Origin of the sequence: Rhizobium sp. 1399 (assembly GCF_031455475.1) — a bacterium.
GTDB lineage: Bacteria > Pseudomonadota > Alphaproteobacteria > Rhizobiales > Rhizobiaceae > Rhizobium.
Window position 1 is genome coordinate 651,227 of record NZ_JAVDSU010000001.1, and the last position, 23,765, is coordinate 674,991.

General features: G+C 61.4%; 19 protein-coding genes. 11 read left to right on the top strand and 8 right to left on the bottom strand.

Features of this window, described 5'->3' with window-relative positions; genetic code table 11:
• Positions 1-100: 100 nt before the first annotated feature.
• On the top strand, positions 101-3,601 hold the full coding sequence (locus tag J2X71_RS03425) for a PAS domain-containing hybrid sensor histidine kinase/response regulator (protein ID WP_310378951.1): 3,501 nt from the start codon (positions 101-103) through the stop codon (positions 3,599-3,601).
• A gap of 3 nt (positions 3,602-3,604) precedes the next feature.
• On the opposite strand, the gene J2X71_RS03430 is transcribed toward J2X71_RS03425, so the two are convergent.
• Positions 3,605-4,168 carry a TetR/AcrR family transcriptional regulator gene (locus J2X71_RS03430; protein ID WP_113323632.1) on the bottom strand — a complete coding sequence of 188 codons (564 nt, stop codon included), beginning with the start codon at positions 4,166-4,168 and terminating at the stop codon, positions 3,605-3,607.
• Between the two features lie 206 nt (positions 4,169-4,374).
• Between J2X71_RS03430 and J2X71_RS03435 the strand changes: the two genes are divergently transcribed.
• Complete coding sequence (locus tag J2X71_RS03435) at positions 4,375-5,562, top strand: MFS transporter (RefSeq protein WP_310378954.1); 1,188 nt, start codon at positions 4,375-4,377, stop codon at positions 5,560-5,562.
• A gap of 113 nt (positions 5,563-5,675) precedes the next feature.
• Here J2X71_RS03435 and J2X71_RS03440 read toward each other — a convergent pair whose 3' ends face one another.
• On the bottom strand, positions 5,676-6,698 hold the full coding sequence (locus J2X71_RS03440; protein WP_310378956.1) for an LLM class flavin-dependent oxidoreductase: 1,023 nt from the start codon (positions 6,696-6,698) through the stop codon (positions 5,676-5,678).
• Positions 6,699-6,955: 257 nt separating this feature from the next.
• On the opposite strand from J2X71_RS03440, the gene J2X71_RS03445 reads away from it, so the two are divergent.
• A complete protein-coding gene (locus J2X71_RS03445) occupies positions 6,956-7,267 on the top strand; it encodes a helix-turn-helix transcriptional regulator (protein ID WP_113323635.1) in 312 nt (103 codons plus the stop codon).
• 80 nt (positions 7,268-7,347) lie between these two features.
• On the opposite strand, the gene J2X71_RS03450 is transcribed toward J2X71_RS03445, so the two are convergent.
• From J2X71_RS03450 to J2X71_RS03470, 5 genes are all read right to left on the bottom strand, one after another.
• Positions 7,348-7,818, bottom strand: coding sequence for an SRPBCC family protein (locus J2X71_RS03450; protein WP_405049678.1), 471 nt, complete (start codon positions 7,816-7,818; stop codon positions 7,348-7,350).
• An 8-nt stretch (positions 7,819-7,826) separates the two neighbouring features.
• Entirely contained in the window at positions 7,827-8,174 is a 348-nt protein-coding gene (locus J2X71_RS03455; RefSeq protein ID WP_310378960.1) for a metalloregulator ArsR/SmtB family transcription factor, read from the bottom strand.
• Positions 8,175-8,333: 159 nt separating this feature from the next.
• Positions 8,334-10,547 (bottom strand): 3-hydroxyacyl-CoA dehydrogenase NAD-binding domain-containing protein, encoded by a 2,214-nt coding sequence (locus J2X71_RS03460; protein WP_310378961.1) that lies wholly within the window; start codon positions 10,545-10,547, stop codon positions 8,334-8,336.
• An 11-nt stretch (positions 10,548-10,558) separates the two neighbouring features.
• The gene (locus tag J2X71_RS03465) at positions 10,559-11,767 is read right to left on the bottom strand and encodes an acetyl-CoA C-acetyltransferase (protein ID WP_310378963.1); all 1,209 of its coding nucleotides are present in this window, start codon (positions 11,765-11,767) and stop codon (positions 10,559-10,561) included.
• 171 nt (positions 11,768-11,938) lie between these two features.
• Positions 11,939-13,732, bottom strand: a complete 1,794-nt coding sequence (locus tag J2X71_RS03470; protein ID WP_310378965.1) for an acyl-CoA dehydrogenase C-terminal domain-containing protein — start codon at positions 13,730-13,732, stop codon at positions 11,939-11,941.
• Positions 13,733-13,964: 232 nt separating this feature from the next.
• On the opposite strand from J2X71_RS03470, the gene J2X71_RS03475 reads away from it, so the two are divergent.
• The 8 genes from J2X71_RS03475 (at position 13,965) to J2X71_RS03510 (ending at position 23,127) form a co-directional block, all read left to right on the top strand.
• A complete protein-coding gene (locus tag J2X71_RS03475) occupies positions 13,965-14,354 on the top strand; it encodes a hypothetical protein (protein WP_007821195.1) in 390 nt (129 codons plus the stop codon).
• A 72-nt stretch (positions 14,355-14,426) separates the two neighbouring features.
• Positions 14,427-15,110, top strand: coding sequence for a DNA-3-methyladenine glycosylase I (locus tag J2X71_RS03480; protein ID WP_310378967.1), 684 nt, complete (start codon positions 14,427-14,429; stop codon positions 15,108-15,110).
• A gap of 77 nt (positions 15,111-15,187) precedes the next feature.
• On the top strand, positions 15,188-15,889 hold the full coding sequence (locus J2X71_RS03485) for an SDR family NAD(P)-dependent oxidoreductase (protein ID WP_310378969.1): 702 nt from the start codon (positions 15,188-15,190) through the stop codon (positions 15,887-15,889).
• A gap of 83 nt (positions 15,890-15,972) precedes the next feature.
• Complete coding sequence (locus tag J2X71_RS03490; RefSeq protein WP_310378970.1) at positions 15,973-16,338, top strand: VOC family protein; 366 nt, start codon at positions 15,973-15,975, stop codon at positions 16,336-16,338.
• 285 nt (positions 16,339-16,623) lie between these two features.
• Positions 16,624-20,391, top strand: a complete 3,768-nt coding sequence (locus J2X71_RS03495; RefSeq protein WP_310378972.1) for a peptidoglycan-binding protein — start codon at positions 16,624-16,626, stop codon at positions 20,389-20,391.
• A gap of 224 nt (positions 20,392-20,615) precedes the next feature.
• Positions 20,616-21,539 carry a sulfite exporter TauE/SafE family protein gene (locus J2X71_RS03500; RefSeq protein ID WP_113322951.1) on the top strand — a complete coding sequence of 308 codons (924 nt, stop codon included), beginning with the start codon at positions 20,616-20,618 and terminating at the stop codon, positions 21,537-21,539.
• Entirely contained in the window at positions 21,539-22,339 is an 801-nt protein-coding gene (locus tag J2X71_RS03505; RefSeq protein ID WP_310378977.1) for a TIGR02186 family protein, read from the top strand. The genes J2X71_RS03500 and J2X71_RS03505 overlap by 1 nt, the downstream gene beginning before the upstream one ends.
• 227 nt (positions 22,340-22,566) lie before the next feature.
• The gene (locus tag J2X71_RS03510; protein WP_310378978.1) at positions 22,567-23,127 is read left to right on the top strand and encodes a dihydrofolate reductase family protein; all 561 of its coding nucleotides are present in this window, start codon (positions 22,567-22,569) and stop codon (positions 23,125-23,127) included.
• On the opposite strand, the gene J2X71_RS03515 is transcribed toward J2X71_RS03510, so the two are convergent.
• The gene (locus J2X71_RS03515) at positions 23,128-23,709 is read right to left on the bottom strand and encodes a TetR/AcrR family transcriptional regulator (RefSeq protein WP_310378980.1); all 582 of its coding nucleotides are present in this window, start codon (positions 23,707-23,709) and stop codon (positions 23,128-23,130) included.
• Positions 23,710-23,765 lie beyond the last annotated feature (56 nt).

Below are 23,765 nucleotides of genomic sequence, written 5' to 3' on the forward strand. Positions count from 1 at the left end.
GAACTTAAGACCAAGGCCGCGGGAATTTTCAAACTTGCTGAATTGCCCTAATCTCGGACTGTTCCGGGAGGACGGCGGATTGTCCGTCGGCGGAGGGTCAATGCTTCCAGGCTGGGTCATATTTGCGTTTGCCTTGGGTTATCTTCTGCTGCTTTTCGCAGTAGCGAGCTACGGTGACCGCCGGAGCCGGAAATTCGGCGTGCCGGAAGGCGGCCGGCCTGTGGTCTATGCGCTGAGCCTGGCGATCTACTGCACCTCCTGGACCTATTTCGGCGGCGTCGGCCTTGCGGCTCATCATGGGCTGGAATTTGCCGGCATCTATATCGGGCCGATCCTCGTCTTCACCCTCGGCATGCCGCTTTTGAAGCGCATCATCGAACTCGCCAAGGCCGAGAAGCTTACATCCGTCGCCGATTTCATTGCCGCGCGCTACGGCAAGAATTCCACCGTTGCAACCATCGTGGCGCTGATCTGCCTCATCGGCACCATCCCCTATATCGCGCTGCAGCTGAAATCCATTTCAGCGACGGTCACGGCCATGGTCAATCCGTCCGACTATGGCATCGGCAGCGGCAACCTCTACTTCCTCGACCTTCCGCTGATCGTCACGCTGGTGCTTGCCTGCTTCGCAATCATGTTCGGCACCCGCCACACCGATGCGACGGAACATCAGGACGGGCTCATCCTTGCAGTATCGATGGAATCGATGGTGAAGCTCGTTGCCTTCCTGACGGCGGGCATCTGCGTCATCTGGTTCCTGTTCGACGGGCCAAGCGACCTGTGGCAGAAAGGATCGGAGAACGCTCTGGTCACCGCCGCACTCGACTATCAGACACCGCTCAGCCGATGGATCACGCTGACGCTGCTTTCGGCCTTCGCCATTATCATGCTGCCGCGGCAGTTCCATGTCACAGTCGTCGAAAACCGCACGGCAAAGCAGCTCCGGCTCGCGGGCTTTCTGTTCCCGCTTTATCTGATCGCCATCAATCTCTTCGTGCTGCCGGTTGCGATCGGCGGGCTGCTGACCTTCGGCGGCAACGGCAACGCAGACCTTTACGTGCTCTCTCTGCCGCTTGTGGGGCAAATGCCTGTTGTCTCGCTGATCACCTTCATCGGCGGATTTTCGGCGGCGACCGCCATGGTGATCGTCGATTCCGTGGCGCTTTCCATCATGGTGTCGAACGACATCGTCATGCCGTTCTTCCTGCGCCGGAAGCTCGCGGGCCTTGCGAGCCAGCGCGACGACTTCGCAAAAAGCCTGCTCAATATCCGCCGCAGCGCCATCTTCGCCGTGCTGCTGCTTGGCTACGCCTATTACCGTTCGACCGACAGCACGGCAGGGCTCGCCTCGATCGGCCTGCTCTCCTTTGCCGCCATCGCGCAGATTGCGCCCGCCCTCTTCGGCGGCATGATCTGGCGGCGGGCGAATGCGCGCGGCGCCATCCTCGGCCTCTCGTCCGGCTTCATCATCTGGGTCTACCTGCTGTTCCTGCCCTCATTCGGAGGCCCGGATTATTCCTATGTAGCGAGCAGTTTCCTCGGCTTCATCTTTCCCGGTACAACGCTCTTCACCGGCCCGGATGCCGATCCGCTCGTCAATGCGACGGCAATGAGCCTGCTCGTCAATACCGCCACCTTCATCGTCGGCTCGTTGACGCGCAACGCCAAGCCGCTGGAACGCATCCAGGCCGGCATCTTCGTCAAGCGGCATTCGCGCTCGCAATTTGCCACGCGGGGCTGGAAGACCCGCATCAGCGTCGGAGATCTCAAGACGGCGATCGCCCGCTATCTCGGCGAGGAGCGCATGCAGCGCTCGCTTGCGACTTACGAGCAGACGTCAGGACGCAAGCTGGAGGACGACCAGCCGGCGGATATGGCGCTCATCCATTTCACCGAGCAGCTTCTCGGCAGCGCTATCGGCTCCTCCTCGGCTCGGCTCGTGCTGTCGTTGATCCTGCAAAAAATCGAGGATGCTTCCTCGGACACGGCCTGGCTGCTCGATCAGGCGAGCGAAGCACTTCAATATAATCAGGACATGCTGCAGACGGCGCTCTCGCAGATGGATCAGGGCATTGCCGTCTTCGACAGTTCCAATCGGCTGACGATCTGGAATCGCCGCTTCCGGCAATTGCTGGACTTGCCGGAAAATGCCGGCCAGGTGGGTTTTCCGCTACCGGAAATCGTCAGTATCCTCAGCCAGCGCGGCGATATCGCACCGGGCGACCAGGGCCAAGCGGTGCGGCATTTCCTGACGCTCGACAAGCCCTTCCCGCTGGTGCTCGGCGGCGGCGAGCGCATCATCGAAGTGCGTTCCAACGCCATGCCGGACAAGGGCATCGTCGCGACCTTCACCGACATCACCCAGCGTGTGGCCGCCGACCGGGCGCTGAAACAGGCAAACGAGACGCTGGAGCAGCGTGTCGTCGAGCGCACCGCGGAACTGACCCGCGTCAACAAGGAGCTCGCGGAGGCGCGTGCAGCGGCCGAGGAAGCCAATATCGGTAAGACGCGCTTCTTTGCTGCCGCCGGCCACGATATTCTGCAGCCACTCAATGCGGCCCGGCTCTATTCTTCCGCGCTCGTCGAACGCATGGCGCAATCGGAAAACAGCCCGATCGTGCGCAATATCGATTCCGCGCTGGAATCGGTCGAATCCATTCTCGGCGCCGTGCTCGATATTTCCCGGCTGGATACCGGCGCCATGCGCCCGCGGCTGGCTTCCGTGCCGCTTTCAGATCTACTCGAGCGCATCGAGACCGATTTTGCACCGATCGCCCGCGAGAAGAAACTAAAGCTCAAGGTCATGCCGACCTCGCTGCGGGTGCGCTCCGATCCGAACCTGCTGCGCCGTCTCGTACAGAACCTCGTTTCCAATGCCATCAAATATACTGTCAGCGGCAAGGTGCTGGTCGGGGTAAGACGACGTGGCAATCAAGTGATGATCCAGGTGATGGATTCCGGCATCGGCATACCGCCTTCGAAATTCCGGACAGTGTTCAAGGAATTCGCGCGGCTGGATGAGGGTGCCAAGACCGCATCGGGCCTCGGGCTCGGCCTCTCCATCGTCGACCGCATCGCCCGCGTGCTCAATCACAAGGTCGAGCTTCATTCAACGCATGGCAAGGGCACGGAATTCCGCATTCTCATGCCGCTCGATATCTCGAAGAGCGCGGACGCAGCAACAGCCGTCGTTCCCGTCGACCGCACGGCCCAGCCGCTAAAAGGATTGCGCATCCTCTGCATCGACAACGAAACCAAGATCCTCGAAGGCATGCGGCTGCTGATCGACGGATGGGGCTGCGATACGCAGGCGGCGGATTCGCTTTCCGTTGTCCAGGCGCTGTCGATGCGTCAGCCGCCCGATCTCGTCATTGCCGACTATCATCTTGCCGACGGGACCGGGGTCGAAGCGATCCTGCATCTGCGGCAGCATTTCGGTGTCGATATTCCGGCCTTGCTCGTCACTGCCGACAGGACGCCGGAGGTGCGCGCCGAGGCGGAGAAGCATGGCATCGCCGTACAGCACAAGCCGGTGCGGCCGGCGGCGCTTCGCGCCTATATCACCCAGATTTCCGGCCTGAAGCGCACCGCCGCGGAGTGAAGATCAGGCTGCCTTGCGCCGGCCGAAGACGTGGCCGACAAGCTCCTGGACGCGGGCCGCGGTCGGGACATCGCCGAACAGGATACGGTACATGATGGGGGCGACTACGCGATCCATCACTGCATCGACATCGGGGAACGCCTCGCCCCTCTCCTTCGCCCGACCGGCAATCGCCTCGATCTGCTGACGGGTGAAGTTGCAACATTTGTTGGCATTGTCGCCGGTCTGGGCAGAGAGCACATCGCGGATATATTCACGGCCAGGACCGGAAGACATTTCTTCGGCATATTGCTCGGCCCAGGCCTCCAGATCACCGGCGCCGGTACCGGTATCGGCCGGCTCCATATCGGGGCGCAGGCGCTCCACCGCAACGTCGGCCAGCAATTCCTGCAGGTCACCCCAGCGGCGATAGATGGTGGAAGGCGTCACGCCAGCACGCGCAGCGATCAGCGGCACGGTTATCTCTGCACGGCTCATCTCTACGAGGAGGTCACGCACCGCGGCATGCACGGAAGCCTGGACACGCGCGCTTCTGCCACCCGGACGGATATTCTCTTTCACTGCCATTTCGAACCAACCTTATCCGCCTGAAGTGTGCTGCGATCTTTCAGATTCGCCTAGCACGCTTCAGGCCCTTTTTACGCAATTCCGCGTGCAAAACCGCGGCCAACAGTTCAGAAACTTTCATACATCCATAAACGCAAATTATTTGCTTTTAGACTTTGCGCGCCTTAGATAGAGCTAACGCAATAACTTAGCTTTAAGGAGCTTATATGGTCGGCGCTTCCGAATCCATCAAGAATTCGTCGCCCATGGGCTTCCATGCTCTGACGCTTGCCATCTTCTTCGGCGCATCGGCAGCGCCGACGCCTCTCTATCGCATCTATCAGGAAAGCTTTGCCGTTTCTCCCATCCTGATCACCGTGATCTTCGCAGTCTACGCCTTCGCACTGCTCGCAGCCCTGCTGATTGCCGGCTCCATCTCCGACCATCTCGGACGGCGGCCCGTCATTTTCGGCGCGCTGGTGCTCGAAATCATCGCCATGGCGCTGTTTTCCATTGCCAGCGGGCCGGAATGGCTGATCGCAGCTCGTATCGTGCAGGGACTTGCGACTGGCATCGCCGGCGCTTCGCTGGGTGCCGCCCTTGTCGATATCGACCGGGCAAAGGGGCAGATCGTCAACTCGCTCGCACCGCTTTCCGGCATGGCGATCGGCGCCATCGGCACCAGCGCGCTGATCCAATATGGACCCGAGCCACTGCATCTCGTCTATGCCCTGCTGCTTGCCGCCTTTGCCGTGCAGGCCGTTGCGCTGTGGCTGACGCGAGAGACGGGCGGCACGCGGCCCGGTGTCTTCAACTCGCTGAAGCCGACGATTTTCATTCCGCAGCAGGTGAAGAAGCCGCTGTCGCTGGTGACACCGATCAATATCGCCAACTGGACGCTCGGCGGCTTCTACCTGTCGCTCGTGCCCTCCCTGGTCGCTTCGACCACCGGCAGCCCCGCGCCGCTGACGGGTGGCGCGGTCGTGGCAGCGCTGATGCTGTCGGGCGCAATCGCCGTCTTCCTGCGCCGCAACCGCAGCCCGAAAGCCAATCTCATCTTCGGAGTCGCTTCCCAAACATTGGGCATCGCAACGGTCGTTGCGGGCGTGCATCTTGCCAATGTGCCATTGCTGCTCGTCGGCACGCTTTTGACGGGTGCCGGTTTCGGCACCAATTTCCTCGGCTCAATCGGCACGATCATGCCGCTTGCCAAGCCGGAAGAGCGGGCCGGCCTGCTTTCGGCCTTCTATATTCAGAGCTATCTCGCCTTCAGCCTGCCGGCAATCCTTGCCGGCTTCCTCGTCAAGTCGATCGGCTACGGCATGACCACAGACATCTACGCAACCGCCATCGTCCTTGTCAGCCTTGCCGGGCTGATGGTGATGCGCACGACAAAGGAGGCGGCGACGGCTTAAGGCGTGTCGCGATCCTTCAGATCTGCCACGCTTTAAGCTCTTGTTTTCGCATGTCGTTATCGCAAGATCGCACACATTTTTGCGCGACATGCTATTGCCATCGCAGGATACGGTCAGCGCCAGCCGAGCGCTGGCGCGACATATTTCAGGATCGATTCGATGACGTGGGCATTGTATTCCACGCCGAGCTGGTTGGGGACGGTAAGCAGGAGCGTATCGGCCTCGGCGATCGCCTCGTCCTTCTTAAGCTCCTCAATGAGAGCATCGGGCTCGGCGGCATAGGAACGGCCGAAGATTGCCCTCGTATTCTCGTCGATGAAACCGACCTTGTCCTGCCCTTCATTGCCATAGCCGAAATAGGAGCGGTCGCGATCGTTCACCAGCGCGAAGATGCTGCGGCTGACGGAAACGCGCGGCTCACGCTGATGGCCGGCTTCCTTCCAGGCCTCGCGATAAGCACGGATCTGCTTGGCCTGCTGGATATGGAAGGCTTCGCCCGTCTCGTCATCCTTCAGCGTCGAACTCTGCAGGTTCATGCCAAGCTTGGCGGCCCAGACTGCCGTAGCGTTCGAGCCTGCGCCCCACCAGATGCGCTCACGCAGACCAGCCGAATGCGGCTCGAGCCGCAGCAGGCCGGGCGGATTGGGAAACATCGGCCGCGGATTGGGCTCGGCGAAACCTTCGCCCCGCAGCACTTCCAGGAAGACCTCGGCATGGCGGCGGCCCATATCGGCATCGCTCTGGCCTTCCGGCGGGTTGTAGCCGAAATAGCGCCAGCCATCGATGACCTGCTCGGGCGAGCCGCGGCTGATGCCCAGCTGCAGGCGTCCGCGGGAAATCAGATCGGCCGCGCCGGCATCTTCAGCCATGTAGAGCGGGTTCTCGTAGCGCATGTCGATGACCGCGGTACCGATCTCGATGCGGCTGGTCCGGGCGCCGACGGCCGCGAGCAGCGGGTATGGCGAAGCAAGCTGACGAGCAAAATGGTGGACGCGGAAATAGGCGCCGTCCAGGCCAAGCTCCTCGGCGGCAACGGCAAGATCGATCGACTGCAGCAGCGTATCGCCTGCCGAGCGCGTCTGGGATTGCGGCGAGGGCGTCCAATGCCCGAACGAGAGAAAACCGATCTTCTTCATGATTCCATCGCTTAAACTGAAGTGTGCCCTGCACGCTTCTTGTCATGATTCCTGACAGGCATATAGGCGCTCGCAGGAGATTTCTGAACCGGATGACTGATCAAATGCGAATTCGGCGCCGCGCAGTTGCAGCACAGAACGCGGTCTATCGGGAAACCTCGCAAAAGCAGGGGAAAAATTTGTTCCCGGCCATACTCTTAAGACAATTCTTAATTAGTCATATAAATTGCCGTCCGCTAAATTGTGAAGGGAAAGCAATGAATACAGATAGTTTTGAAAAGAAAGCCGACCTGCTGCTGGTCATGGCGAACGCCCATCGACTGCGGATGCTGAAGACGCTTGCCGAGCGCGAGGTGGCGGTCAACAACCTCGCCGATATTATCGGAATCAGCCAATCGGCACTCTCCCAACACCTCGCCAAGCTCCGCAGCAGAGACCTCGTCAAGACGCGACGCGATGCGCAGACGATCTACTACTCGGTCAAATCCGAGAAGGTCCATGTGATCCTTGAGATGCTGAGCGAAATGTTCGACGAGGGCCAGACAACGGATCGCCGGCTGGCGGGTTAGGAGACTTCGTATCGCCTGGATTCCCCACCGTCACCGGTTAACTGCTCTAGCCTGGCTGCTACGCCGGGCATGAACATTCTTTATTTCTCCACGAGCTTCGCCAGTTGCTCGGCGACCGTGCCCCAGCCGTCGTAGAAGCCCAACTCCACATGCGTGTTGCGGGTGTCCTTGTCCTTATGCATGACGAGGGCGTTGTAATCGGTGCCTTCGGGATGGTCGGCGAAGGTGATGATGGCTGTCATGAAAGGGGTCGGCGCGGGGCGCCAGCCGCCGAGGAGCGCATTGGTGAAAATGAGGCGCCGGCCTTCCTGAACATCGAGGAAACAGGCGCTGAGATGCGGCTCGAAGGGGCCGCTATCCTCACTCATCTCGGTTACGAGGGCGCCGCCGGGTTTGATTTCCATGGCGGCGACACGGCAGAGCGCCGGCGCTGGGATCCACCATTTTTCGAATTTTCCCGGCGTGGTCCAGGCGCTCCAGACAGTGGCCACCGGTGCCTTGATGATGCGCGAAATGGTCAGATCGAGATCCGGATTCAGTTGAGTGTTCACCGGGACATTCATTGGGATTTTTCCTCCTTCGATTGCGTGGCAGTAACGAAAGCTTCGAGCCTGTCCGTGCGGGCTTCCCAGATGGCGCGCTGAGCCGAAAGCCAGCCTTCGACCATCGCGAAACGCTTCTTTTCAAGCGTGCAGGTGCGCACGCGGCCCTGCTTTCTCGTTTCGATCAGGCCTGTCTCTTCCAGAAGGTGGATGTGTTTCATGAAGGACGGCAAGGCCATGTCGAAAGGCTTTGCAAGGTCGCTGATGCTAGCCGGACCGGTGCCCAACCGACCGATGACGGCGCGGCGCGTACGATCGGCCAGTGCCAGGAAGATGCTGTCGAGTTGATGTGAATAGTAATCCATAAGGCTAAGTATCAGGATCCGATACTTAGCGCAATGGCTAAGTGTCTTGAGTTGGCTTTTCGTGCGTTTGCAGCAGGATTCGCCGCTCAAGCCCAGCCAGAGATGGAGGGAATGTGAGAGCGCCGCCCGCGGCCCTTACGAGCCGCGGCGCCTCACCAATTATGCAGCCTTGTCAGCGGCCGGATAGGGATCGAAACGGCTGTAGAAGGTTTCGCCCTTGGCAGCCATGTCCTTCAAGAGCGGCGTCGGCATGAAGTGGTCGCCATAGCTGGAGGCCAGCTTTTCGGCTGTCTCCACGAAGGCCTTTACACCCATGCCGTCGATGTAACTCAGCGCGCCGCCGGTATAGGGCGCAAAGCCGAAGCCGAGGATGGAGCCGACGTCGGCTTCGCGGGGATCGGTGACGATGCCCTCTTCCATGGTGCGGGCGGCTTCGAGCGCGATCGTGACCAGGAAGCGCTGCTTCAGGGTGTTGACGTCGATCTCATCGGCCGGCTTCTGCGGATAGAGGGTTTTCAGCTCCGGCCAGAGGAATTTCTTGGCGGGCTTGGCCGGATATTCATAGAAACCCTTGCCGTTCTTGCGGCCGCGGCGGTCGAGCTCGTCCACCAGCTTATTGATGAGCGCAAGGTGGCGCTCGTCGACGGCCTTGGGGCCGAGATCGGCAACCGTTGCCTTGAGGATCTTCTGCGAGAGATCGATCGCCACCTCATCATTCAGCGACAGCGGGCCGACCGGCATGCCTGCCATCTTGGCGGCGTTTTCGATCATGGCTGCCGGGACGCCTTCGATCAGCATGTCATAGGCTTCGTGGATATAGCGGAAGACGCAGCGATTGACGAAGAAGCCCCTGACATCGTTGACGACGATAGGGGTCTTCTTGATGGCGGCAACATAGTCCAGGGCCACGGCGAGCGCCCGGTCACCGGTGCTCTTGCCGAGGATGACCTCTGTCAGCATCATCTTTTCGACCGGCGAGAAGAAATGCACGCCGATGAACTGGTCCGGGCGTTTCGAATTTTCGGCAAGGCCCGTGATCGGCAGAGTCGAGGTGTTGGAGGCAAAGATCGTCGTTTCCGGGATGACGGCTTCCACCTGTTCGATGACCGCCTTCTTGACGGCGCGGTCCTCGAAAACGGCTTCGATGACGAGATCGGCATCTTTCAAATCGGCGTAGTCGGCGGAGGGTGTAAGGCGGGCGAGAAGTGCTGCACCCTCTTCCTGCGTAAGACGACCCTTACCGACGGAATCCTTGACGAGGCCTTCGCCAACGCCCCTGCCCTTTGTGGCAGCCTCGATATCGCGGTCGATCAGCACGACCTCGAAGCCAGCGGCGGCCGTGACATAGGCGATCGAGGCGCCCATGAAGCCGGCGCCGACGACGCCGACCTTCTTGAGTTCCATCTTCGGCACACCGGCCGGGCGGCGGGCGCCCTTGTTGAGCTCCTGCATGGAGATGAAGAGCGAACGGATCATAGAGAAGGCTTCGGTGGTCTGCAGCACCTGCGTGAAATAACGCTGCTCGATCTTCAGCGCGGTGTCGAAGGGAACCTGCAGGCCTTCATAGACGCATTTCAGGATGGCGAGCGCGCCGGGATAATTGCCTGATGTTTCGCGGCGCAGGATCGCCGGCGCTGCCGGCCAGAGCTGGGCTGCCGCAGGCGTCCAGATGCCGCCGCCCGGCACCTTGAAGCCCTTTTCGTCCCACGGGGCGACGGGCTTCAGGCCATCCTTGATCATCTGCTTGGCGGCCGGAATGAGCTGATCCGGCTCGACCACCTGATGGACGAGGTTCATGGCCTTGGCGCGCGAGGCGTTCAGCGACTGGCCCGTCGTCATCATCTGCAAAGCGGACTGGGCATCGGTCAGGCGCGAGATGCGCTGCGTGCCGCCGGCGCCTGGGAAAATGCCAACCTTAACTTCCGGCAGGGCGATCTTGACGCTCTTGGTGTTGGAGGCCACGCGGCCATGGCAGGCGAGCGACATTTCCAGTGCGCCGCCCATGCAAGTGCCGTTGATGGCGGAAACCCAGGGCTTGCCGCAGGTTTCGAGCTTGCGGAACAGGCCGGTCATGCGGCCGACCAGATCGAAGAGTTTCTGTGCCGCACCGTCAGGATTTGCGGCTTTCTCCTGCTGGTAGAGTGTGAACATGGACTTGATCATCGAGAGATCGGCACCGCCCGAGAAGGAGGACTTGCCCGAGGTGATGACCACGCCCTTGACGGCGCTGTCGGCGACCGTCGCATCGATGATGGCATCGAGCTCGTTCATCACCTCTTCGGTGAAGACGTTCATCGACTTGCCGGGCATGTCCCAGGTGACCAGGGCAATACCGTCCGCATCGGTCTCGACGGTGAAGTTGGTGTAGCTCATCATCTCTCTCCTTAAACGCGTTCGATGATGGTTGCCGTGCCCATGCCGGCGCCGATGCAGAGGGTGACCAGAGCGGTATTGAGATCGCGGCGCTCCAGTTCGTCCAGTACGGTGCCGAGGATCATGGCGCCGGTCGCGCCGAGCGGATGGCCCATGGCGATTGCCCCGCCATTGACGTTGATCTGGTCGTGCGGGATGTCGAAAGCCTGCATGTAGCGCAGCACGACGGCGGCGAAGGCTTCGTTCAATTCGAAGAGGTCGATATCGGCAAGCGTCATACCCGTGCGCTTCAGGAGCTTTTCGGTGACATCAACCGGGCCGGTGAGCATCAGCGCCGGGTCGGAGCCGATATTGGCGAAGGCCTTGATGCGGGCGCGGGGCTTCAGGCCCATGCTCTCGCCACCGGCTTTAGAGCCGAGGAGAACGGCAGCGGCGCCATCGACGATGCCGGAGGAATTGCCGGCATGGTGGACATAGTTGACGCGCTCGACTTCCGGATGGGCCTGGATGGCGACGGCCTCGAAGCCGCCCATTTCGCCGGGCATCTGGAAGGAGGGATTGAGGGAGGCGAGCGCCTGCATATCTGTGCCGGGGCGCATGTGCTCGTCATGGGCAAGGATGGTCAGGCCATTCTGATCCTTTACCGGGATGACGGAATTCTTGAACCAGCCGTTGTTCCAGGCGTTTGCCGCGCGCTTCTGGCTTTCGACGGCATAGGCGTCGACGTCGTCACGGGAGAAGCCGTATTTGGTGGCAATGAGATCGGCCGAAACGCCCTGTGGCATGAAATAGGCCGGGAAATTGACGGAGGGATCCATGAACCAGGCACCACCGGACATGCCGAGGCCGACGCGGGACATGCTTTCGACGCCGCCGGCGATGACGATATCGTCAGCGCCCTGCGCGATCTTGCCGGCGCCGAAATTCACGGCATCGAGGCCGGAGGCGCAGAAGCGGGAGATCTGCATGCCGGGTGCTTTCGTCGAATATCCGGCCTCGAAGGCAGCAGCTTTGGGGATGACGGCGCCGGCATCCATGACCGGATCGACGCAGCCCATGATGATGTCGTCGACAGTTTCGGTGTTAAGACCGTTGCGGTCGCGGATCGCCTCCAGCGTCTTTGCCGCCAGGCGCACGGAGGGCACTTCGTGGAGCGAGCCATCCTTCTTGCCGCGGCCGCGGGGCGTGCGGACGTGGTCGTAAATGAAAACCTCGGTCATTGTCTCATCTCCCTGGCGGCGCGGACGCGCCTTTGAAATCTGCGAAGACTACCCAGCCCTTCGCTTAAACTCAGGGCGTTCGGCGCTCGAAACGATCCACTGGATCGTTTCGTCGGCTGTGCCGACCGCTTCTTACCCCCAACCCTCCCCACAAGGGGAGGGAGAAATGGCTCAAAACGCTTCGGCGGCGAGTTCCATCATCGTGTCGGCGCCGGTTTCGATGCGGGCCCTGCGCAATGCGGTTTCCGGCATCACGCGCTCCATGAAGAATTTCGCCGTGATCAGCTTGTTCTTCAGATAGTCCTCCCTGGCGTCGCCGGCGGCAAGGCGTTCATTGGCGGCTCTTGCCATGCGCGCCCACATATAGCCGAGAACGACGAGGCCGAAGAGGTGCATGTAATCGGTGGAGCCGGCACCGGCATTGTCTGGCTTGGCCATGGCATTCTGCATGAACCACATGGTCGCACCCTGCACGTCGTTCAAGCCCTTTTTCAGGTGCTTGGTGAAGAAGCTCAGTTGTTCGTCATTGCGGTTTTCCTCGCAGAAATCGCCGATCTCCTTGAAGAGCGCCATGGCGGCGCGGCCGCCGTTCAGCGCCAATTTGCGGCCGACGAGATCGAGCGCCTGGATGCCGTTCGCCCCCTCATAGATCATGGCGATGCGGGCATCGCGCACATACTGGCTCATGCCGTGCTCTTCGATATAGCCGTGACCGCCGAAGACCTGCTGGGCCATGACGGCATGATCGAAGCCCTTGTCGGTCATCACGCCCTTCAGGATCGGGGTGACGAGGCCGAGAATATCGTCGGCCGTCTGGCGCTCCTTCTCGTCGGTGGCGCGATGGGCGATATCAGACTTGAGCGCGGTCCAGAGCAGGAAGGCGCGGCCGGCTTCATTGAAGGCGCGGATGGTCATCAGCGAGCGGCGGATATCGGGATGGACGATGATGGGATCGGCCTTCTTGTCCGGCGCCTTCACGCCAGACAGCGAGCGGCCCTGGATGCGATCGCGGGCGTAATTGGCGGCGTTCTGATAGGCGATCTCGGAAATGGCGATGCCCTGCAGGCCGACCATCAGGCGGGCCTCGTTCATCATCACGAACATGGCGTTGAGGCCGCGGTTTTCGGCGCCGATCAGGAAGCCAGTCGCCTCGTCGTAGTTCATGACGCAGGTGGCGTTGCCGTGGATGCCCATCTTGTGTTCGATGGCACCGCAGGAGACGGCATTGCGGGCGCCCGGCGCGCCGTCCTTGCCGACAAGGAATTTCGGAACGATGAAGAGCGAGATGCCCTTGGTGCCCTCAGGCGCGCCTTCGATGCGGGCCAGCACCAGGTGGATGATGTTGTCGGCCAGGTCATGCTCGCCGGCAGAGATGAAGATCTTCTGGCCTGATATCCTGTAGCTGCCATCCGCCTGCGGTACTGCCTTGGTACGCAGCATGCCGAGATCGGTGCCGCAATGCGGCTCGGTGAGATTCATGGTGCCGGACCAGCTGCCGTCCACCATCTTCGGCAGGTATGTGCTCTTCTGCTCATCGGTGCCGTGGACGAGGATCGCAGCGATAGCGCCCTGCGTCAGACCCGGATACATCATCAGCGACATATTGGCGGCCGAGGTATATTCGCCAACGGCAGCGTGCAACGTGTAGGGCAAACCCTGGCCACCGAATTCCTCCGGCACGGCAAGGCCGATCCAGCCGCCTTCGCGATAGGCCTGATAGGCTTGCCTGAAACCTTTCGGCGTCGAGACCGTGCCATCGTCGTGGCGCAGGCAGCCTTCCTGATCACCGGAATAATTGAGGGGGAACAGGGCTTCTTCGGCTACCTTCGCCGCCTCGCCCAGAATGGCCTCCACCATGTCAGGCGTGGTATCGGCAAAACCCGGGAGATTGTTGTAGCGCTCCAGACCCAGCACATCGTTGAGCACGAAGAGCGTGTCGTTCACCGGGGCCTTGTAGATTGGCATCGTTCGAATTCCTCCAATTCGGCAACCGGATCGCTCCGGCCTTGAGACTCTCTTACAAAATATTGACGTTTGCGTAAACGTCAAATTCCAGATACGCGCAATTTTGTGAAGTGCGTGGAGAGGGCCAACCATGCAGCGCCATTTCGCCTCAGCGGGAATAGTGCGTTGCTTCTCCGGCTAAGCGCGCTACACTCCTCTTGCGACTTTGGAGAAGCCTGGGAGGAGCTGGTTCATGAAGAGAGCGTGGCCTGCGGAGTTCAATTCCATTTTCGATACGGCGGAGGAAGTGACCATCGAGCCCATAACAGTCGAGCCGGTCAACGGCGAACGGCTTGTTGCGCATGACGAGCCTCCGGTTCTGCGCAAGGCGCTGAGAGTGCGTATTCCCATGGAAACCTACGAACGCATCTGGCCGCTGGCAGAGATGCGGTTCCGGCCGGGCGAAGGTCCCTACGCCGGCAAGGCGGTGACACTGATCGCCACCAACCCACACTATCATCCCTGGCACCCTGCCGATGGCGGCAGCGAGGAGAAAGTCAGCGATAGCGGGCGGCATTACAAGATCGATTATCTGATCGTGCATTTCCTCTTAGATGAGGTGCGCGAAACCGTAGCAGCCTGAGCTAACCGCTTGAAGGCAGGACAGCTCCCGGAATAGGCTTGCGCAAGCAAAGTCCATTCGGGGAGCCAGGCCTTGAGCGATTTCGATATCATACGGCGCCGTGCAGAAGAGAGAAAAGGCGGAGCCGATGCGCTGAAAGCGATGCTGCCGGCCATGCCTGATCATGAGGCGCTGCGCGCTCTGCCCGATGACCGCATTCTTTCTCAGATGACCCGGCGCATCTTCTACAGCGGCTTCGTGCACAAGGTCATCGACAATAAATGGCAGGGCTTCGAAGAGGCTTTCGATGGCTTCGATCCTGCCGCCCTCAACATCGCTCCCGACGAATTTTGGCATGATCTGACCGGTGATGACCGCATCGTCAAGAACGGCGCGAAGATCATGTCGGTACGCGCCAATGCGGCCTTCGTGCGCGAGCTTGCGAACGAGGCCGGCAGCGCCGGCGCCTTCTTCGCCGATTGGCCGCGTGAGGATCATATCGGCCTGCTCGAATTGCTCACCAAGCGCGGCAGCCGGCTGGGCGGAGCCACGGGTCAATATTTCCTGCGCGGCATCGGCCGCGACTGCTTCATCATGACCACTGATGTGCTGGCCTGCCTGAGGGATGCGCGCGTGCCGCTGACTTTATCAGGAACCGGCAAGAAGGACCAGCAGCTGATCCAGCAGACCTTCAACCGCTGGGCTGCGGAAACGGGCCTGCCGCTTGCCTATCTCTCGCGCATCTGCGGGCTTTCGATCGACACGCCCGAACAATGAAATATTTCCGGCCAGCGGTTTTTTGACGGGCAGCGACTGCCTACCTCTCCAAAAGGCTCATCCTGAAGGAGAAGATCATGGCCGAGTTTCCCTATCGCAGCGCGCTGATCGTCGGCGCCGGTTCCGGCATCAGCGGCTCGCTTGCCCGCATGCTTTCAGAGCGCGGCGTGAAAGTGGGCCTTGCGGCGCGCAATATCGGCAAGCTCGGGCCGTTGATTGAGGAAACCGGCGCCAGGGCCTTCGCCACCGATGCCTCGCAGCCGGCGGCGGTTTCCGCCCTGTTCGAGCGCGTGGATGCCGAGATCGGCAAGCCTGATATTGTGGTCTACAATGCCAGCGGCCGGGTGCGCGGGCCGATTGCCGAACTGGATCCTATTGAGGTGGAACAGGCAATCGCCACAAGCGCCTTCGGCGGCTTCCTCGTAACCCAGCAGGCGGCAAAACGCATGATTCCGCGGGGACGTGGCGCGATCCTGCTGACGGGGGCGACGGCCAGCATCAAGGGCTATGCGCAATCGGCGCCCTTCGCCATGGGAAAATTCGCTCTGCGCGGGCTGGCCCAAAGTGCCGCCCGTGAACTCGGGCCGCTCGGCATCCATGTGGCGCATTTCATCATCGATGGCGGGGTACGATCGGCAGTGAGACCCGACCGGGAAGACAAGCCTGATGGTACGCTTTCGCCCGATGCGATCGCGCAGTCCTATATCGGCGTGCTGCTGCAGCACCGCAGCGCCTGGTCGCAGGAGGTGGAACTGCGGCCCTGGACGGAAAGTTTCTGATCCGGCCGGCGCGGCATATGCGCTTTCCCGAAGGCGCTGAAACCGGTAGGATCTGACTGGCTTCGAAAGCTCGGGAGGGAACGATGCTGCGCCTGGACCATGTGACGATCGATACCCGCAATGCGCCTGTCATGATGGGCTTTCTGGAAAGCATTCTCGGCGTGAAGGAAGGCTATCGGCCACCCTTTTCCACGCCGGGCCACTGGCTTTATCTCGACGACCAGCCGGTGATCCATCTGAGCCTGACGGAGCGCGAAGGCGACTTTCCGCCCGGCATCTTCAACCATGTGGCCTTCAGCCTCTTCGAATTCGAACCGGCGCTCGCTCGCATCAAGGCGAGCGGCTATCGCCACGAATATTACGATATTCCGGAAACCGATCTCGGCCAGGTCTTCGTCTATGGCCCCGAAGGCGTGAAGATCGAGCTGCAGTACAAACGGCCGATCTGACGATTTCCATCAGTGGAAACGCGCCAAAAAAGCAAAAGTTAAAAAATTCTCATCCGGGTTAACGAGTTCTTTACCACGTTTCGTAAAAGGTGCGCGGTGAGCATTGGCGATCTGCATTCCTTTTCTTTGTCTCGCGTTTCAGGAGTGCCGCCAAAAAGTCTATCCAGCTTGAGGAAAGTCTAATTGACTATTTCCTTATGGATGGCGCTCTCCGACGTGTGCCCCGGTACGCTTCGGAACAAGCAATGATCGGGCCCAGATCGGGCAATCGAAGCGAGCAAGAACATGAACGGATCGCGATCACATTCTTCCCGGCATTCCGACAGGACCTCGCTCGACGCGTTGAACCGCACCATCGAAGGGCTGGAGGCGCGGATCGAGGGCCTGATGGGCAGCGGGCGCGAACAGCGGCCCCGCAATCCGACGCCCGAACGCGATTCCTACGCCAGTCCCTATGCGCCGCGCGCGGCCGATCCGCTTGCGGAAATCCGCCAGCGCCAGCGCGCGCTCGACGCTACCAGAGAGAACCGCGAGCGCGCCTATACGCGCGAAGCGGCACCGGCCCTTCTGCGTGAACCGGCTCTCGCGCCTGCCCCGCAGCGCGCTCCGGCGCCGCAGCCGGCGGCACCCGCCTTCCGTGCCTCCGACGATACGATGACCGAAATCGCCCAGGCGCTCGTCAATCTGCGGCAGGACCTGAAGCGCGATATTTCCGAAGGTGTCACGCGCGAGATGAATGCGCTACGCACGGAACTGCGCGAGATCAAGACCGGCGCGCAGGACCGGCATTTCGCCGACGACATCCGCGCCGACATGGGTCGTCTGTCACAGAGCATTGCGCAGCTCACCAGCCGCTCGGCCGGACCGGAGGCTACCGGCCTGCGCAACGAATTCGAGGAGCTGCGTTCGTTGATGGACGGGCTGGCGCGCGAAGATTCGATGCGCCACATGGAACAGCGCTGGGACAATGTGGAAAACCGCCTGGCAGAGCTCGACACGGCCGGACTGCAGGGAGAGCTCGTGTCGCTCGCCTACCGGCTTGACGACATCAAGCGGCATCTCGGCGGCATGGGCGAAAGTCCGGCCGTTCGTGCGCTGGAAGACAAACTCATCGCGATTGCTTCAGCCGTCGAGCAATTCGGCAACATGATCCAGCCGCACGACCGGATCATGTCCGAACAGTTCGCCGCCATGGACACGCGGCTCGACGAAATCAGCCGCGCGATCGCCGCCAGTGGACGCACTGCCACGGGTAACGACCCGGCACTGATGCAGCGGCTGGAAAACCGCCTTTCCGCACTTGGCGACCAGATCGAGCTGATGGGACGCGCCGCTATGAGCCGGCCCGGTCCAGCCGACGACATGGCAGGCCGGCTGGAAGCGCTGACGGCGCGCGTTGAAGACCTCGCCAATACCGAAGCGACTTCACGTCTCGACGAGCGGCTTGAGCACCTTTCCTATCTGCTCGAACGCACGCAGAAGGCCGCGCCGCAGCCGGACCTGACCGGCACGCTTTCCGACATCTCCCGCAAGATCGATGCGCTGGAAAGTGGCTCGGTCAATGATGCGCTCGCCAAGCGGCTCGACTATCTCGCACGCCGCATCGACGAGATGGAAATCCGCCCCGCCCCGGCACCTGTTATCGACGACAGCGCCTTTCAGCGTCTCGAAGGGCGGCTCAGCGACATCGCCGCGCGGCTCGAAGAAAGCACGGCGGCCGCGCCGACTGACACGCGCGCGCTGAAGAACCTCGAAGATCAGATCGCCAATCTCTCCGAACTCTTGAGCGCACCACGCGAAAGCGCCGAAGTGTCGGCAAATCTCGACCGCCGCATGGGCGCGATCGAGGATTATATCGCGACGAACGACGAATATATCATCGAGGCAGCGCGGCAGGCGGCAGAAGCGGTGGTCGATGCTTATTCGCGCAATGGCGGAGCGCAGGGCGCTGCGCCTGCAGCAGCCGACATGTCGGCCCTGGTCGCGCTTGCCGAAGATCTGCGGCATCTCGAAGATCTGAGCCGCGACGGCGAAGAACGCACCCACAAGACCTTCCAAGCTCTGCACGAGACTTTGGTGCATATTGCCGACCGGCTGGATACGATGGAAGAGCGGGTTCGCCCGGCCGCCCGGATACCGGCGGCGGAAGTCGATTTCGACGTCGATCCCTACGCACTGGTCGATGCAGCCCGGGAGCCGGCTAAAGCTCCGGTGATGCAGGCGCCGAAGGCTTCGCCTGTGCTGCGCACGGCCGCCATCGCCGAAGAGGCGGCGCCGCGTATGCCGGAAGCGGCATTGGCCGACAGCACCAGCGCGATCGCCATCGACGCTACCAGCCAGCTGGAAAAGCCAGTCGTTCCCGCCAAAGGCAGCCTGCTCGCAAGCCTTGGCCGCAAGCTGATGCCAGCGCGCAAGACGGAAGAAAAGGCGGTCACCGAGCGCACAGTCATCGATCCCGCTCCGTCGATCGATCCCGTCGACGTGGTACCGACTGAGGCGGCAAACGAGCTGCTGGAACCGGGCTCGGGCGCACCTGATGTGAAGAAGATCCTGGAGCGCGTGCGCGCCAGCCAGAACGCCCAGCGCGGCAAGCCGGCCACCGAAAACGATCGGGCCGACTATATAGCCGCTGCGCGCCGCGCCGCGCAGGCTGCCGCCATGGAGATCGACAGCAACGCAAAGCCTGCGACGCGCGCCGAGCGCCGTGCCGCCAAGCCTGAAAAAGCCGGCAAGGGCGGCGCTTTCTCGCGCTTCCGCCGGCCGATCCTGCTGGCAGTCGGCGCCGTACTGCTCGCCATCATGGCCTTCCCGCTTGCCCGGACGCTGATGACGGGCGAAAAGGCCCCGCCGCCGGCTGAAGTCTCGGCCCTGACCGGTGCGACCGAAACGCCCCAAGCCAACATGGCGGCCCCTGCGCCGATTGCGCCGGAAGTAACCGCGCCGGAAATCGGCGCTCAGGTGCCGGCGATGACGCCGGAGACAACATCTCCCGAGGCGGCCGCTCCCCCAGAGCCGCAGCCGGCGAGACCCGACCACCTGACCGATGCAGCGCCGCTTGACGGCGAAGGAGCCGAATCCTTCGACCAGGCACCGGCACAGGAGACGTCCGGCTTCGTTCCGAACGCGCCCGCCGCACCGGCAGCAACGACGCTGGCAGCTCCTGCTGCTGCCTCCATCATCGTTCCAGACACGATCCAGCCGCAGCCGCTCGCCGACGCGGCACGCAACGGCGATGCGCTGGCGCTTTTCGAGATCGGGGCGCGCTACACCGAAGGCCGCAACGGCCTTGCCGCCGACCAGAAGCAGGCCGCGAGCTGGTACCAGCTTTCCGCCGACAAGGGCTTTGCGCCGGCGCAGTACCGTCTCGGCAGCATGTATGAGAAGGGCAATGGCGTCGCTCGCGACGTGCAGAAGGCCAAGGCCCTCTACGAACAGGCTGCAGCCCAGGGCAATGCCAGCGCCATGCACAATCTCGCCGTACTCTACGCCTCCGGCGCGCTCGGCCGGCAGGATTATGCGACGGCCGCCTCATGGTTCCAGAAGGCAGCCGACCTCGGCATCACCGACAGCCAGTTCAACCTCGCCATCCTCTGTGCCCGCGGCAATGGCGTGCCGGCGGATCTGGAAGAATCCTACAAGTGGTTTGCGATCGCCGCCAGGGCCGGTGACAAGGACGCCGCTCAGAAGCGCGACGAAGTGGCGAATGCCATGAAGCCGGACCAGCTCGAACGCGCCCGTGCCAAGGCCGACCTCTGGAAGCCGCAGCCGCTCGACAACAAGGCGAACGGCATCGAGATTCCGGACGCATGGGCGAGCGGCGCTGCGCCGAAGACGGCAACCGTCGACATGAAGAAGGCCATCCGCAACATCCAGGCGATCCTCAACAATAACGGATTCGACGCCGGCCCGCCGGACGGAGAGATGGGCGCCAAGACGGTGACCGCCATCAAGAACTTCCAGAAGTCGATCGGCCAGGAGCCGACCGGCAAGGTCAATGACGAGACGGTGAAGGCGCTTCTGGAGCGCAACAAGCCAGGCGCCAAGGCCATCTAAGACAACCCGGCGGCACCCTGCCGCAGGGCTTTGCACCTTTCGCGCCGACCGTCACAAAACCTGAAAAAAGCCGGATTATGCGGGACATATCGGGACTCGCATCCAGCTGACCATGGCTTTTTTCCTTCGAAAGCCTCTGGCAACGATTTGACAGTAGGATGCGCCATTCGAATGGGGACATGAGAGTGCCGCCCCGGCAGGAGCGGCAATAATCGGGGTCGGCTGTGACAATCTATCTGCCCATCGCAGAATTGTCGGTGAACATCTTCATCATTCTCGGCATGGGGGCTGCCGTCGGTTTCCTGTCCGGCATGTTCGGCGTTGGCGGCGGCTTCCTGATCACGCCCCTCCTGATCTTCTACAACATCCCCCCGGTCGTCGCCGTCGCGACAGGCGCCAACCAGGTGGTGGCTTCCTCGATATCGGGGGCGATCACACATTTCCGGCGCGGTACGCTGGATGTGAAGCTCGGTACGGTGCTGCTTGTCGGCGGTCTTTCGGGCGCGACGGTCGGCATCTGGATTTTCTCGTTGCTGCGCGCCATCGGTCAGCTCGACCTCTTCATCTCCCTGCTTTACGTCGTCTTCCTCGGTACGGTCGGCGGGCTGATGCTTTGGGAAAGCGTCAACGCCATGCGCCGTGCCGCCCGTAACGAAGCGCCTGCCCCACGGCGACCGGGCCATCAGCACTGGGTGCACAAGCTGCCGCTGAAGGTGCGATTCAAGAAATCGAAGATCTATCTCTCGGTGATCCCGATCGTGACACTCGGATTTTCGATCGGCATCCTCACCTCTGTGATGGGTGTCGGCGGCGGCTTCATCATGGTGCCGGCGATGATCTACCTGCTGCGCATCCCGACCAATGTGGTCGTCGGGACCTCGCTCTTCCAGATCATCTTCGTGACCGCCTATACGACAATCGTGCAGGCGGCGACCAACTATTCGGTCGATATCGTGCTCGCCTTCTTCCTGATGCTCGCCGGCGTCATCGGTGCGCAGTATGGCGTGCGCGTCGGCCAGCGGCTGCGTGGCGAACAGTTGCGCGCTCTGCTCGGCCTGCTGGTTCTTGCCGTCGGCCTGCGCCTTGCAGTCGCACTGGTCGTGACACCGGAAGACATCTATTCGGTGGTCATGGGAATGGGGAACTGATGCTTCGGCTCCTCCTGCTCCTTGCCCTTCTCATGCCTGTCGCCGCCTGGGCACAGGTGCTGCTGCCCGGACAGGGAACGACGCGGGCAGAGCGCGAGGGGCTGGAAATCGGCACTTCCACCAGCGAAATCGCCATTACCTCCGATTTCCGCGGCGCGGATCTGACGATTTTCGGCGCGGTGACGAATACCGACGACCTGCTGCTCGCCATCGGCCAGTATGATGTCATCGTGGTTCTAGAAGGCCCGCGCGAAGACGCCACGGTGCGCAAGAAGGAGCGGGTCTTCGGCATCTGGATCAATACCTCGTCAATGACCTTTGCCGACGTACCGCATTCCTATTCGATGTCGAGTTCGCGCTCCATCGATGACATCACGACGCCGCTCGACCTGACCGGAGAGGGTATCGGCATCGACCATATTCCGCTGCGGCCGATCGATTTTGCCGGCAACTTCAACAGTCTCAACGAATTCCGCACCGCCTTCAGGCGTCTGCAGCAGTCGGGCGGGCTTTACGAGCGCGATCCGAGCGGCGTTCGTTTCGTCTCCTCCAACCTCTTCAAGGCAAGCCTGCGGCTGCCGGCCAATATTCCGAACGGCGTGCATACGGTGCGTGCCTATCTGTTTAAGAGCGGGAAGTTCGTAACGCAGAAATCGCAGCCGCTGCGCGTCATCAAGACGGGCATCGAGCAGACGATTACCGACGCGGCGCATGAGCAACCGATTTTCTACGGCTGCTTTGCGGTGCTGCTGGCCGTGCTGACGGGATGGGGCGCCAGCCTGATTTTCCGCAAGGATTGATCGGGCGGAGGTCCGCCGTCGCGGCGATGACTTTCAAATGGGCTTTTATCAAACGTCCGGGGACGATGACGTACCCGGTGGGCGGACGCTTGTCCCGATGCCTGCCATAGCCACCATTCAAAGTCTTCTTGCTCATAACCGCTTGCATTTCACCATCAGTCAAGCTAACTTCAAAACCAGTTGCTTATGGCAACTGGTTTTGAAGAACATGGTCTAAGGAGGATGAGATGAGGAAGCTTGTTGTCTGGAACCTGATGACGCTGGACGGTTACTTCGAAGGGACGAAGCCGTGGGATATCGAGTTTCACAATCTGGCCTGGGGCCCGGAGCTCGAGAAATATGCCGAGCAGTTCGGTGAAGAAGGCGACCTTTTGGTCTTCGGCCGCAAGACTTATGAGGGCATGGCCGCCTACTGGCCGAGCGCGGAGAGCGAAGACAAGATCAAGGCCTATATGAACGGCATCGCCAAGATCGCCGTCTCGCGGACCATGGAAAAGGCGGACTGGAACAATACGCGCGTCGTCAATGATCCGGTGTCCGAGCTGAAGCGGCTGAAGGAAGAAGATGGTAAGACGATCTTCGTCTTCGGCAGCGCCGAGCTTGCCGATACCCTGTTGAAGGCGGAGTTGGTGGATGAAATCCGCATCTGCCTCGTGCCCGTTATTCTCGGCCGCGGTAATCCGCATTTCAAGCCTGCGGATGCGCAGCAGACCCTGAAACTGCTCGACTCGTCTGTGACGAAGAGCGGCGCGGTGATCCTGCGCTATGAGCCCGTCAGGGCAGTCTGATCATTTGCCTTTACCGGCTGCAGCCACCAAGGCTGCGGCCGCTTCGCCTGCCGTTTCCATATAGGTGGGATCGCGATGCAGGAGCACGGCGGCAAAGGAGCCGTCGAGCAGCAGAACGACCTGGCGGGCGAGCTTTGGCGCCTCGACAAGATGCTGCTCCTCGAAGAGAGCAGCGAGCCATTGCTCGACATTCTTCTTATGCGCGGCGCCAACCTTGATGGCGGGATGGCCGGGCATATTGGCAAGTTCAGCCGAGGTCCTGAGATAACCGCAGCCCTTCCATTTCGGATGCCGCGCCGAGCGAGCAAGATTGTCGAATATACCCTTCACCTTCGCCGCCAGATCCCCATCCGTTTCCGCAAACCAGCGCCGATAGACCGCAAGATTGGGCTGATCGCGGGTTTCCAGATAGGCGGTGATCAGGTCGTCCTTGCTGTCGAAATGATAATAGAGGGTGCGCTTCGTGACATCGGCTTTCTCCGCCACGGCATCGACGCTCACGGCCCGGATGCCTTCGCTGTAGAACAGTTTGGCGGCGGCGGTGACGATGCGTTCGCGCGTGTCGGAAGCGGATTTGACCATGTCGGCAATGTATACCGACTAGTGAGTATCCTCAACATCAACTGTCGCCTACTGTC